The 13,490-nt window shown below is 65.3% G+C and carries 13 protein-coding genes; all 13 read left to right on the forward strand.

The features are described 5' to 3' along the window. Positions 1 to 408: 408 nt before the first annotated feature. Positions 409 to 2,244, forward strand: coding sequence for a PEP-utilizing enzyme (locus GO615_RS03135; RefSeq protein WP_169125588.1), 1,836 nt, complete (start codon positions 409 to 411; stop codon positions 2,242 to 2,244). Between the two features lie 13 nt (positions 2,245 to 2,257). Beyond that, on the forward strand, positions 2,258 to 3,385 hold the full coding sequence (locus GO615_RS03140) for a PEP/pyruvate-binding domain-containing protein (RefSeq protein ID WP_169125589.1): 1,128 nt from the start codon (positions 2,258 to 2,260) through the stop codon (positions 3,383 to 3,385). A gap of 13 nt (positions 3,386 to 3,398) precedes the next feature. Further along, positions 3,399 to 4,067, forward strand: coding sequence for a CBS domain-containing protein (locus GO615_RS03145; protein ID WP_169125590.1), 669 nt, complete (start codon positions 3,399 to 3,401; stop codon positions 4,065 to 4,067). 47 nt (positions 4,068 to 4,114) lie between these two features. Next, the gene (gene ppcB / locus GO615_RS03150) at positions 4,115 to 5,536 is read left to right on the forward strand and encodes a phenylphosphate carboxylase subunit beta (RefSeq protein ID WP_169125591.1); all 1,422 of its coding nucleotides are present in this window, start codon (positions 4,115 to 4,117) and stop codon (positions 5,534 to 5,536) included. Positions 5,537 to 5,551: 15 nt separating this feature from the next. Next, a complete protein-coding gene (gene ppcD / locus GO615_RS03155; RefSeq protein WP_169125592.1) occupies positions 5,552 to 6,061 on the forward strand; it encodes a phenylphosphate carboxylase subunit delta in 510 nt (169 codons plus the stop codon). Positions 6,062 to 6,106: 45 nt separating this feature from the next. Beyond that, on the forward strand, positions 6,107 to 7,567 hold the full coding sequence (gene ppcA, locus GO615_RS03160; protein WP_169125593.1) for a phenylphosphate carboxylase subunit alpha: 1,461 nt from the start codon (positions 6,107 to 6,109) through the stop codon (positions 7,565 to 7,567). 9 nt (positions 7,568 to 7,576) lie between these two features. Beyond that, entirely contained in the window at positions 7,577 to 7,834 is a 258-nt protein-coding gene (gene ppcG, locus GO615_RS03165) for a phenylphosphate carboxylase subunit gamma (RefSeq protein WP_169125594.1), read from the forward strand. 68 nt (positions 7,835 to 7,902) lie between these two features. Further along, positions 7,903 to 9,249: a UbiD family decarboxylase gene (locus GO615_RS03170; protein ID WP_169125595.1), complete on the forward strand. Its 1,347-nt coding sequence runs from the start codon at positions 7,903 to 7,905 to the stop codon at positions 9,247 to 9,249. A gap of 13 nt (positions 9,250 to 9,262) precedes the next feature. Further along, positions 9,263 to 9,847, forward strand: a complete 585-nt coding sequence (locus GO615_RS03175) for a UbiX family flavin prenyltransferase (RefSeq protein WP_018989890.1) — start codon at positions 9,263 to 9,265, stop codon at positions 9,845 to 9,847. 118 nt (positions 9,848 to 9,965) lie between these two features. Further along, positions 9,966 to 10,403: a DUF120 domain-containing protein gene (locus tag GO615_RS03180; protein ID WP_169125596.1), complete on the forward strand. Its 438-nt coding sequence runs from the start codon at positions 9,966 to 9,968 to the stop codon at positions 10,401 to 10,403. Between the two features lie 19 nt (positions 10,404 to 10,422). Continuing rightward, complete coding sequence (locus GO615_RS03185) at positions 10,423 to 10,971, forward strand: NUDIX hydrolase (RefSeq protein ID WP_169125597.1); 549 nt, start codon at positions 10,423 to 10,425, stop codon at positions 10,969 to 10,971. Between the two features lie 165 nt (positions 10,972 to 11,136). Next, on the forward strand, positions 11,137 to 12,435 hold the full coding sequence (locus tag GO615_RS03190; RefSeq protein WP_169125598.1) for a phenylacetate--CoA ligase family protein: 1,299 nt from the start codon (positions 11,137 to 11,139) through the stop codon (positions 12,433 to 12,435). A 108-nt stretch (positions 12,436 to 12,543) separates the two neighbouring features. After that, the gene (locus GO615_RS03195) at positions 12,544 to 13,473 is read left to right on the forward strand and encodes a SphA family protein (protein WP_169125599.1); all 930 of its coding nucleotides are present in this window, start codon (positions 12,544 to 12,546) and stop codon (positions 13,471 to 13,473) included. Positions 13,474 to 13,490: the final 17 nt, after the last annotated feature.

Genomic DNA, 13,490 nt, shown 5'->3' on the forward strand with positions numbered 1-13,490 from the left:
CTACGCGTCGCCCACGCTAGTCGTATTGACCCAAGTCAAACGATTTGAAGTCGTGCTTTTTGCTTGCCATTCGGAGGGGGCGGAAGCGAGTTCACCAAATGATCAATCGGTCGATGGATGGCCGCGAAAAGATCATCAAATGATCAACTGCGCACTTGCGCATGGTCCTGCATCTCTTGCGCAGCCAGGCGTTTCGCGAGTCTCGAAAAGAATTTTTTCCGCAACTGCGTAACGCGCCCGACAGCCTTTCGGCGCAGCCTCCCCTACCCGATTCACCACCCCCATGGCATGCACTGTTGCTGCATTGCGTCAGCCCATGCTGGCACAGCGGTTGCGATGGCTGTCCGGCAACCGGCCGCGAAACGAGTCCGGTGAAACCCAAAACTACACAAGCACGAGGGGACACACATGAAGTTTCCTGTTCCGCACGATGTGAAGGGCAAAACGATTCCGGGGACCGAAGGCTGGGAGCGGATGTATCCGTACCAATACCAGTTCGTCACCGACGACGCCGAGCGCAACCAGTACGAGAAGGAGACGTTCTGGTTCTACGACGGACTGCATTACCCGGAACCGCTCTACCCCTTCGACACGATCTGGGACGAGGCCTGGTACCTCGCGCTGTCGCAGTTCAACAACCGCATCTTCCAGGTGCCGCCGGTGCGCGGCGTCGATCACCGCATCATCAACGGCTACGTCTATATCTCGCCGGTGCCGGTGAAGAACCCGGACGAGATCGGCCAGCGCGTGCCCAACTTCATGGAGCGAGCCGGCTACTACTACAAGAACTGGGACGAGCTCGAGGCGAAGTGGAAGACCAAGATGGAGGGCACGATCGCCGAGCTGGAGGCGCTGCAGATTCCGCGCCTGCCGGAGGTCGAGGACCTGAAGGTGGTGACCGACGGTGTCGGCGAATCGACCGCCTACCACCTGCTGAAGAACTACGACGATCTGATCAACCTCGGCATCCGCTGCTGGCAGTATCACTTCGAGTTCCTGAACCTGGGCTACGCGGCCTACGTGTTCTTCATGGATTTCACGCAGAAGCTGTTCCCCAGCATCCCGCTGCAGCGCGTGACGCAGATGATCTCGGGCATCGACGTGATCATGTACAAGTCCGACGACGAACTGAAGGCGCTGGCGAAAAAGGCCGTCGCGCTCGAAGTCGATGACGTCGTGACGGGCCACCGCGAGTGGACGGACGTGAAGGCGGCGCTCGCCGGCCGGCGCCATGGCGACGAGTGGCTCGCGGCCTTCGAGAAGGCGCGCTATCCGTGGTTCAACATCTCGTCCGGCACGGGCTGGTTCCACACCGACCGCAGCTGGAACGACAACCTGAACCTGCCGCTCGACGGCATCCAGACCTACATCAACAAGCTGCGCGACGGGCAGGAGATCGACCGTCCGATGGAGGCGGTGCGTGCCGAGCGCGACCGCGTGACGGCCGAGTACCGCGACCTGATCGACAACGACCAGGACCGCAAGCAGTTCGACGAGCTGCTGGGATGCGCGCGAACCGTCTTCCCCTACGTCGAGAACCACCTGTTCTACGTCGAGCATTGGTTCCACTCGGTCTTCTGGAACAAGATGCGCGAAGTCGCCGCGATCATGCAGGAACATGGCGTGATCGCCGAGATTGAGGACGTCTGGTACCTGCGCCGCGACGAGATCAAGCAGGCGCTGTGGGACATCGTCACCGCGTGGGCGACGGGCGTGACGCCGCGCGGCACGAAGACGTGGCCGGCCGAGATCGAGTGGCGCAAGGGCGTGATGCAGAAGTTCCGCGAGTGGGCACCGCCGCCGGCGATCGGCATCGCGCCGGAAGTGATCCAGGAGCCCTTCACGATCGTGCTGTGGGGCGTGACGAACAGCTCGCTGTCGGCCTGGGCCTCGGTGCAGGAAGTCGCCGACCCGGACAGCATCACCGAGCTGAAGGGCTTCCCGGCGAGCCCGGGCCTGGTCGAAGGCAAGGCACGCGTGTGCCGCAGCGCGGAGGAGATCCGCGACCTGCAGGAGGGCGAGATCCTCGTCGCGCCGACGACCTCGCCGTCCTGGGCACCGGCCTTCGCGAAGATCAAGGCCTGCATCACCGACGTCGGCGGCGTGATGAGCCACGCGGCGATCGTGTGCCGCGAATACGGCATGCCGGCCGTCGTCGGCACCGGCCATTCCACCCGTGTGATCAAGACCGGCATGACATTGCGCGTCGATGGCTCGTCCGGCCTGGTCACCATCGTCCAGTGAAGAGGGAAACAGCATGGGAAGCGCTCTGATGGCTGAAGAAGTGCGCCTCGCCCCCGGCATCGACAGCCGGGCGCCCAAGGTGTGCATGTTCGAGGACTGCAACAAGGACTCCGTGCCGCTTGTCGGCGGGAAGTGTTCGTCACTCGGCGAGCTGATCAACGCGGGTGTCCGGGTGCCACCGGGCTTCGCAGTGACGACGGCGGGCTACGCGCAGTTCATGCACGAGGCCGGCATCCACGACGAGGTCAACGCCCTGCTGCAGGGGCTGGACCACGACGACATGGACCGCCTCGAAGAGGCTTCGCGCCGGATCCGCGAAATGATCGAGTCGCGGCCGATCTCGATCGAGCTGGAGGACCTGATCGCCGAGGCCTACCGCAAGCTGTCGGTGCGCTGCTACCTGCCGGCGGTGCCGGTGGCGGTGCGATCGAGCGCGACGGCCGAGGACCTGCCGGGCGCGAGCTTCGCCGGCCAGCAGGACACCTACCTGTGGATCCGCGGCATCGACGAGGTCATCCACCACATTCGGCGCTGCTTCTCCAGCCTCTACACGGCGCGTGCCATCGCCTACCGCATCCGCATGGGTTTCCCGCACGAGCAGGTGGCGATCAGCGTGGGCGTGCAGAAGATGGCGAACGCCTACACCGCGGGGGTGATGTTCACGCTGCATCCCTCGACCGGCGACCGCTCGGTGATCGTGATCGACTCGAACTTCGGCTTCGGCGAGTCGGTGGTGTCGGGTGAGGTGACGCCGGACAACTTCGTCGTCAACAAGGTCACGCTGGACATCATCGAGCGGACGATCTCGACCAAGGAGGTCTGCTACACGGCGGACCTCAAGCTGCAGCGCTCGGTCGCGATGGAGGTGCCGGCCGAGCGCCAGAACATCCAGTCGGTGCTCGACGACGAAATCACCGAGCTCGCGTGGATGGCCAAGAAGATCGAGAAGCACTACGGCCGGCCGATGGACATCGAGTGGGCGATCGACAAGAACCTGCCCGCGGGCGGCAACGTTTTCATCCTGCAGGCGCGCCCCGAGACGATCTGGAGCAACAAGCAGAAGGCACCGGCGACGACCGGGGCGACGTCGGCGATGGATTACATCGTCTCGAACCTGCTCGTCGGCAAGCGCCTGTCCTGAGGAGGAATGGATCGTGATCGTACGCAACTGGATGCAAGCCAATCCCGCGGTGCTCGGCAGCGACACGCTGCTGTCGGAGGCGAAGCGGATCCTGTCCGAAACCAATTTGCATGCCCTGCCCGTCGTCGATGACGGACGGCTGCGCGGACTCGTCACCCGCGCCGGCTGCCTGCGCGCAGCTCACGCGGCCATCCGCAGCCAGAGCCCGGACGAGCTGAACTACTTCTCGAACCACGTGAAGGTGAAGGACATCATGGTGCGCAACCCCGCGACCATCGATGCCAACGACACGATGGAGCGCTGTCTTCAGGTCGGCCAGCAGGCGGGCGTCGGCCAGCTGCCGGTGATGGATGACGGCCATGTGGTCGGGATGATCTCGGCGATCGAGATGTTCTCGCTCGCGGCGCATTTCCTCGGCGCGTGGGAGCGCAGGAGCGGCGTGACGCTCGCGCCGACGCGCATCGGCCCAGGAACGATCGGCCGCATCGCCGACATCGTCGAGGGCACGGGCGCCGAGGTACACGCGATCTACCCGATCAGCCTGGGGCCAAAGGGCGTCGCGAGTGGCGACCAGGAGCGCAAGGTCATCGTCCGCTTCCATCACGCCGACACCGCCGAGGTCACGCGCGCGCTCACGGCCGCCGGCTACGAAGTCATCGAGTCGGTGCAGGCAATGCACTGATTCCCATCACACAACAACCCCAACTTTCCAGCCAAGGAGACATCCGAATGGACCTGAGGTACTTCATCAACCAGTGCGCCGAAGCTCATGAACTCAAGCGCGTGACGACCGAGGTCGACTGGAATCTGGAGCTTTCGCACGTCTCGAAGCTCACCGAAGAGAAGAAAGGCCCGGCACTGCTGTTCGAGAGCGTGAAGGGCTACGACACGCCGGTGTTCACCGGCGCCTTCGCGACGACCAAGCGGCTCGCGATCATGCTGGGCCTGCCGCACGACCTGACGCTGTGCCAGTCGGCGCAGCAGTGGATGAAGAAGACGATCACGTCCGAGGGCCTGATCAAGGCGAAGGAAGTGAAGGACGGGCCGGTGCTGGAAAACGTGCTGACCGGCAACAAGGTCGATCTCAACATGTTCCCGGTGCCCAAGTTCTTCCCGCTCGACGGCGGGCGCTACATCGGGACGATGGTGTCGGTGGTGCTGCGTGACCCGGAGACGGGCGAAGTGAACCTCGGCACCTACCGCATGCAGATGCTCGACGACAAGCGCTGCGGCGTGCAGATCCTGCCCGGCAAGCGCGGCGAGCGGATCATGAAGAAGTACGCCAAGATGGGCAAGAAGATGCCTGCGGCGGCGATCATCGGCTGCGATCCGCTGATCTTCATGGCCGGCACGCTGATGCACAAGGGCGCGTCCGACTACGACATCACTGGCACGGTGCGCGGCCAGCAGTCCGAGTTCCTGATGGCGCCGCTGACCGGACTGCCGGTGCCGGCGGGCGCGGAGATCGTCCTCGAAGGAGAGATCGACCCGAACAATTTCCTGCCGGAAGGCCCGTTCGCCGAATACACGGGTTATTACACGGACGAGCTGCACAAGCCGATTCCGAAGCCGGTGCTGGAAGTGCAGCAGATCCTGCATCGCAACAACCCCATCCTGTGGGCGACCGGCCAGGGCCGTCCGGTGACCGACGTGCATATGCTGCTCGCCTTCACGCGCACGGCGACCTTGTGGACCGAGCTCGAGCAGATGCGCATCCCCGGCGTGCAGTCGGTGTGCGTGCTGCCGGAATCGGCGGGCCGCTTCTGGACGGTGGTGTCGGTGAAGCAGGCCTACCCGGGGCATTCGCGCCAGGTCGCCGATGCGGTGATCGGCAGCAACACCGGCAACTACGGCATGAAGGGCGTCATCACGGTCGACGAGGACATCCAGGCGGACGACCTGCAGCGGGTGTTCTGGGCGCTGTCCTGCCGCTACGACCCGATGCGCGGCACGGAGCTCATCAAGCGCGGCCGCTCGACGCCACTCGATCCGGCGCTCGACCCCGACTCCGACAAGCTCATGACGTCCCGCATCCTGATGGACGCCTGCATTCCGTATGAATGGAAGCAGAAGCCGGTCGAGGCGCGCATGGACGAGGAGACGCTCGCGAAGATCAAGGCGCGCTGGCACGAGTATGGAATCGGGATCTGACAAGGAATCGAAGACATGGAAAAGGCCAAGAACATCAAGCTGGTGATCCTCGACGTCGATGGCGTCATGACGGACGGCCGCATCGTCATCAACGACGACGGCATCGAGTCGCGCAACTTCGACATCAAGGACGGCATGGGCGTAGTGGTGCTGCAGCTGTGCGGCGTCGAGGTCGCGATCATCACTTCGAAGAAGTCCGGCGCGGTGCGCCATCGCGCCGAGGAGCTGAAGATCAAGCGCTTCCACGAGGGCATCAAGAAGAAGACCGAGCCCTACGCGCAGATGCTCGAGGAGATGAACATCTCCGACGCCGAGGTGTGCTACGTCGGCGACGACCTGGTGGATCTGTCGATGATGAAGCGCGTCGGCTTGCCGGTTGCGGTCGGGGACGCGGTCGCGGACGTGAAGGAAGCCGCGGCCTACGTGACCACGGCGCGCGGCGGGCACGGCGCGGTGCGCGAGGTCGCCGAGCTGATCCTGAAGGCCCAGGGAAAGTGGGACGCAATGCTCTCGAAGATCCACTGATTCACCACCGCAGCGAACGGCATATCCATCACCAAGGAGACAGACGTGGGAAAGATTTCGGCACCCCGCAACAACCGCGAGTTCATCGAGGCGTGCGTCAAGTCCGGCGACGCGGTGCGCATCAAGCAGGAAGTGGATTGGGACAACGAGGCCGGCGCCATCGTGCGCCGCTGCTGCGAGCTCGGCGAAGCTGCGCCCTTCATGGAGAGCATCAAGGACTACCCGGGTTTCAGCTACTTCGGCGCCCCGCTCTCGACCTACCGCCGCATGGCGATCTCGTTGGGCATGGATCCGAACTCGACGCTGCCGCAGATCGGCGCGGAGTACCTCAAGCGCACGAACAGCGAGCCGGTCGCACCAGTCGTCATCGACAAGCGCGACGCACCGTGCAAGGAGAACATCCTGCTCGGCGCCGACGCCGACCTGTGCAAACTGCCGGTGCCGCTGGTGCATGACGGCGACGGCGGGCGTTACGTCGGGACCTGGCACGCGGTGATCACCAAGCACCCGGTGCGCGGCGACGTGAACTGGGGGATGTACCGCCAGATGATGTGGGACAGCCGCACGATGAGCGGCGCCGTGTTCCCCTTCTCGGACCTCGGCAAGGCACTCACCGAGTACTACCTGCCGCGCGGTGAAGGCTGCCCCTTCGCGACCGCAATCGGCCTGTCGCCCCTGGCGGCGATGGCCGCGTGCGCGCCCTCACCCATCCCCGAGCCGGAGCTCACCGGCATGCTCTCCGGCGAGCCGGTGCGTCTCGTGAAGTGCGAGACAAACGACCTCGAAGTCCCCGCCGATGCCGAGATCATCATCGAGGGCATGATCCTGCCCGACTACAAGGTCGAGGAAGGCCCGTTCGGCGAGTACACCGGCTACCGCACCAGCCCGCGCGACTTCCGCGTGACCTTCCGCGTCGATGCGATCACCTATCGCAACAACGCCACGATGACGATCTCGAACATGGGCGTGCCGCAGGACGAGGGGCAGTTGCTGCGCTCGTTCTCGCTCGGGCTGGAGCTGGAGAAGCTGCTGAAGAGCCAGGGGATTCCGGTGACCGGCGTGTATATGCACCCGCGCTCGACGCACCACATGATGATCGTCGGCGTGAAGCCGACCTACGCCGGCATCGCGATGCAGATCGCGCAGCTCGCGTTCGGCTCCAAGCTCGGGCCGTGGTTCCACATGGTGATGGTGGTCGACGACCAGACCGACATCTTCAACTGGGACGAGGTCTATCACGCGTTCTGCACGCGCTGCAATCCGGAGCGCGGCATCCACGTCTTCAAGAACACGACCGGCACGGCGCTGTACCCGCACGCCACTCCGCACGACCGCAAGTACTCGATCGGCTCGCAGGTGCTGTTCGACTGCCTGTGGCCGGTCGATTGGGACAAGACCAATGACGTGCCGACGCTCGTCAGCTTCAAGAACGTCTACCCCAAGGACATCCAGGAGAAGGTCGTCAACAACTGGGCCGATTACGGCTTCCGCGGCGCGAAGAAATAAGGAGCGGTCATGGCAAACAAGTGGGAAGTGTTCGTGATGGACCTCGGGGAACTGGCCGAGGGCAAGGAGCTGGAACTGACGATCCGCACGCTCAACGACGGGCTGCACAAGTACACCTACCAGCGCGCGAAGGTGGAGGTGTCGAGCACGCTCGACAAGTTCGCCGACAGCCTGCAGGTGCGGTTGGGGCGCGGGCAGTTGAGTGACCGGAAGTTCTCGATCAGGGTGATCGAGCGCGTGGAGCGCTTGCCGGCGCGGTATCGGTAAGCAGTGCGACCCGGGCAGGCCGCGTGCCTGCCCGGCCCGATTCCATCATCGAAGGGAATAGCGAAACAATGGCCTACCCTGACCTGCGCAGTTTCCTGGCCGACCTTGGCGACGACGTGCTGCACGTGCGTGACGAGTTCGACCCGAGGTTCGAGATCGCGGCGGTGCTGCGCAGCCTCCCGGCGGACGCGCCCGCGACGATCTTCGAGAACGTGCGCGGCTACGCTGGTGCGCGCGTCGCCGGAAACCTGTTTGGCGCCCGTCGTCGCGTCGCCCGCGCCTTCGGCACGACCGAGGACCGGCTCGCACAGGCCTGGCTCGACAACAAGCAGCGCGCGATCGCGCCCGTCGTCGCAAGGAACGCGCCGGTCCAGGAAGTCGTCCATGAATCGCGCGACGAGTTGCTCTCGCTGCTGCCGATCCTGACCCATCACGAAAAGGACGGCGCCCCCTTCATCACGACCGGCGTCGTGCTGTGTACCGACCCGGTCACCGGACGTCGCGGCATGGGCATCCACCGCATGATGGTGAAGGGCGCCAACCGCCTCGGCGTGCTGCTCGCGAACCCGCCGCTGTCGCAGTTCCACGCCAATGCCGAAGCCAAGGGCGAAGCGCTCGATGTCGCCATCGCGCTCGGGCTGGAGCCCGCGACACTGCTGGCGTCGGTCGTGCGCAGCGGCCCGCAGGGCCCGGACAAGATGGCGGTAGCGGGCGGTCTGCGCGGCGAGCCGGTGGAACTCGCGCGCGCGCTGACCGTTAACGTCGAAGTCCCCGCGCGCGCCGAGATCGTCATCGAAGGCCGCATCCTGCCGGGCGTGCGCGAGCCGGAAGGCCCGTTCGGCGAGAACACGGGCTACTACTTCTCCAACGTCAGCCCGGTGGTCGAAGTCACCGCCGTCACGCACCGCGACAACTTCATCTACCCCGGCCTGTGCCCGTGGTCGGGCGACGTCGACACCCTGCTCTCGCTCGCCGCCGGCACCGAACTGCTGGGCCAGCTGCAGACCATGGTCGCGGGCGTCGTCGATCTGGACCTGACCGGTGGCACGGCCGGTTTCTCGGCCGCGATCGCCGTGAGGAACTGCCCGCGCAACGAGGTGCGGCGCCTGGTCATGCTCGCGCTGAACCTCGACAAGCGCCTCAAGACCGTCACCGTCGTCGATGACGATGTGAATATCCGCGACCCGCGCGAAGTCGCGTGGGCGATGGCGACGCGCTACCTGCCCGAACGCGACACCGTGATCATCGGCGGCGCCGAGGGATACGTCATCGACCCCTCTTCGGCCGGCAGCAGCTTCGGCTCGAAGGCCGGCTTCGTCGCGACGCGCGGCGCCGGCCCCGAATTCGACCGCGTCACCCTGCCCGCCGCCGCACTGGCGAAGGCGCAGGCCCTGCTCGCCACGCTGCACAAATAACGGAGACAGCACCATGAGAATCGTCGTCGGCATTTCCGGAGCAAGCGGTGCGATCTACGGCATCCGCATCCTCGAAGCGCTGAAGCAGATCGGCGTCGAGACCGACCTCGTGATGTCGGACTCGGCCAAGCGCACGATCGTCTACGAGACCGACTACTCGATCAACGACGTCAAGCGTCTCGCCTCCTGCGTGCATGACAACAACGACGTCGGCGCCTCAATTGCGAGCGGCTCGTTCAAGCATGCAGGGATGATCATCGCGCCCTGCTCGATCAAAACGCTCTCCGCGGTCGCCAACTGCTTCAACACCAACCTGCTGATTCGCGCCGCCGACGTCACGCTGAAGGAGCGGCGCAAGCTCGTGCTGATGCTGCGCGAGACGCCGCTGCACCTCGGCCACCTGCGCCTGATGACGCAGGCCACGGAGACCGGCGCGGTGCTGGTGCCGCCGCTGCCGGCCTTCTACCACCGGCCCAAGACCATCGACGACATCATCAACCAGTCGGTGACCAAGGTGCTCGACCAGTTCGACCTGGACGTCGATCTCTTCGGGCGCTGGACCGGCAATGAAGAGCGGGAGCTGGCGAAATCGCGGTGATCCGGCGACGTCTCCTTGTGGGAGCGGCTTCAGCCGCGAAGCAACGCCGATTCGCGGCTGAGGCCGCTCCCACAGAACCGCCCCGACGAACCGCACCCACGCAATAAGGATTCGCCACATGATGACCACCGCCACCATCCTCGAACTCGAAGGCGAAGTCGCCCCCGGCCTCGGCGAAGGCTCGCGCTTCACCGCGATCGACTGGGTCGTTGCCGAAATCCGTCGCAAGCTCGGCTTCATCCCCTGGCCCGGCACCTTCAACCTGCGCATGCGCGGCGCAGCCTGGGACTGGGCACGCGCGCGACTGCGTTCCGCCGCCGGCATCGCGATCACGCCGCAGGATGGCTTCTGCGCGGCGAAATGCTTCGGCGTGAGCATTGCCGGCCATCTCACGGGTGCGGTCGTGTTCCCGGAGATGCCCGGCTACCCCGAAGACAAGTTCGAGATCGTCGCGCCGGTGCCGATCCGCGAAACGCTCGGACTGCAGGACGGCGACCTCGTCAACCTGCGCCTCGACCTCGCCCTGTCCGCCCGCGACGACGCGACTGCGGTCTGACCCATCCAAGGAGACCAAGATGGCCCCCAAGTTCTGCCCGCAATGCAGCACGCCGCTGGTCCTCGCGAAAATCCACAACCGCGAGCGCGAGACCTGTCCTGCCTGCGGCGAGACCTTCTTCCACAAGCCGGCGCCGGTCGTGTTGGCCGTGATCGAGCACGCGGACAAGCTGGTGCTGATCCGCCGCAACCTCGACCCGCTGGGCGGCTACTGGGCACCGCCCGGCGGCTACGTCGAGCAGGGCGAATCGCTCGAGGAGGCCGTCGTGCGCGAAGCGCGCGAGGAGACCGGGCTGGAGGTGGCCGTCGACGGACTGATCGGCGTGTATTCGCAGACCGGCGTACGCGCCGTGATCCTCGCGTATCGCGCGCATTCGGTCGCGGGCGAGCCGGTCGCGGGGGACGATGCCGGCGCGATCGCGCTGATTGCGCCGGGCCAGTTGCCGATCCAGCCGGCGCCCGAGGGCGCGCCGCTGCTCGACCGCTGGTTCCACGACGTCATCCAGGAAGTCACCGCACCATGGAAATGGGGGCGCCACACGAGCGCCAGAACAATGATGAGGAGATAACGATGACCGCAGCGACTTCCCGCCCGTCCGGCTGAACGCCCGGCGCCCGCCCGACGCGGGTTCCCCCGACAACTCCGCAGCATCCGCCCATACGGCAATGCCCCCTTCCGAACCCGGACGGCATCGCCGCGGGACGGTTCGTCCAGAATTTCGAGGAAGACAGTCATGGCGTATTTCGATCAGACCACCGAAACCCTGCCCCGCGAACAGCTCGCCGCCCTGCAACTGGAAAAGCTCCAGGCGATGATGGCCGAGTTGTGGGGCAAGAACCGCTTCTACAGCAACAAGTGGAAGGCCGCCGGCATCGAGCCGCGCGACATCCGCTCGCTCGACGACCTCGCGCGCCTGCCGCTGACGACGAAGTCCGAGCTGATGGAAGACCAGGCGGCGAACGGCCCCTTCGGCACCAACCTCACTTATCCGATCGAGCAGTACACGCGCCTGCACCAGACCTCCGGCACAACCGGCGTACCGCTGAAGGTGCTGGACACGCAGGACTCCTGGGACTGGTGGGCGAAGTGCTGGGCGCACGTGCTCGCCGGCTCGGGGGTGGATGCGAGCGACCGCGTCTTCCTCGCCTTCGCGTTCGGGCCCTTCATCGGTTTCTGGGCGGCGCTGGAAGGCGCGCGCAAGCTCGGCGCAGTGATGATCCCTGGCGGCGGACGCGACTCGCTGCAGCGCCTGGAACTGATGCGCGAGACGGGCGCGACGGTGCTGTGCTGCACACCGACCTACGCCCTGCGGCTGGCCGAAGTGGCGCGCGAACACGGCTTCGACATGGGCTCGATCAAGATGAAGTCCACCGTGCATGCGGGCGAACCGGGCGCGAACATCCCGGCGACCAAGCAGCGCATCGAATCCTCGTGGTCGGCGAAATGCTTCGACCATGCGGGCGCCTCCGAGATCGGCGCGCATTCCTTCGAATGCGAGCACCAGCCCGGCGGCACGCACTTGATCGAGTCCGAGTTCATCGCCGAGGTCATCGACCCCAAGACCGGCGAAGCCGTGAAGCCTGGCGAGCGCGGCGAACTGGTGGTCACGAACCTCGGCCGCTGGGGCTTCCCGCTGATCCGCTACCGCACCGGCGATCTCGTCGAAGTTAATCTCGACCCCTGTTCCTGCGGCCGAACCTTCCTGCGCTTCCAGGGCGGCATCCTCGGCCGCGCGGATGACATGGTCACCGTGCGCGGGGTGAACGTCTTCCCGGCCGGCGTCGAGAACATCATCCGCAAGTTCGTCGAGGTCGACGAGTTCCGCATCACCGTCAGCAAGGTCAAGCACATGGACGAGATGGATATCGAGGTCGAGCTGTGCGAAGGGGCCGACCCTGCGGTCGTGCATTCGATCGCCGAGCGCCTCGACGCGGTACTCGCCTTCCGCCCGCGCGTGCATAACGTCGGACGCAACATCCTTCCGCGCTTCGACATGAAGGCCAAGCGTTTCCACGTCAATCGCGCGGCCTGAGCCAGCTTCCGCACCCCGGTATCGGCAATGGCCCGGCCGAGGCCAGGGGCGGCAACGCCCCGAATCGTGCCAATCAAGGCATCGCAAACAAGAAATCAAGGAGGAGGCATGAGACTCAAGCAGATCTGCGTGGCGTTGGCCCTGTCCGGGCTGGTTTGCGGCGGCGCGCTCGCGAAGGAAGGGGGCGACCAGTATCCGCACGGAAGCGAGAACTGGGTCGCGGGCGCATTGCCGCCACCGGGAAACTATTTCCTCAACTATTTCGGGTACTACCATGCCGACAGCCTGCGCGACGACGACGGCGACAAGGTACCCGGGACCGGGGTGACCGCCTGGTTCGATGCGATGCGCGTCGTCAAGGTCACGAACACGAAGATCCTCGGCGGAGACTGGGCGGTACAGGCCATCCTGCCCGTCGTGCAGCAGAAACTGACCCTCGGCGACAGCAAGACCGTCACCGGCATCGGCGACATGCTGTTCTCGCCGCTCGTGATCGGCTGGCACGCCGGCAACCTGCACTGGGTCTTCGCGCTGGATTTCTTCGCGCCGACAGGGGAATACAAGTCGGGGCAGCCGATCAAGAGCATCGGCACCAACTACTGGAGCGTGGAACCGGTCCTTGCGGTGACCTGGATCTCCGATTCGGGCTGGGAGCTGTCGGGCAAGTTCATGTACAACATGAAGACGAAGAACAAGGACTTCCGCCCTGCCCCCGGCGCGCCGAAGATGGATTACGAGTCGGGCGACGAGTTTCGCGTCGATTACCTCGCGGGCAAGCGCTTCGGCCCGTGGGGCGTCGGCCTTTCCGGCTACTACCTGAAGCAGACGACCAACGACAAGCTCGAAGGCGAAACGATCTCATCGGCGCTCGGACCGTGGTCCTCAGGGCGCAAGGGCGAGGTGTTCGCGATCGGGCCGAGCGTCAGCTACACGACCAAGGGCGGCACGATGTTCATCGGCCAGTGGCAGCAGGAATCCGGGGCGGAAAACCGCTTCCAGGGCGACAAGGCGTGGTTCCGGCTGATCATGCCGTTCTAGCACCCGGTTGCGCCGCT

Origin of the sequence: Aromatoleum evansii, from assembly GCF_012910805.1 — a bacterium.
GTDB classification, from domain to species: Bacteria; Pseudomonadota; Gammaproteobacteria; order Burkholderiales; family Rhodocyclaceae; genus Aromatoleum; species Aromatoleum evansii.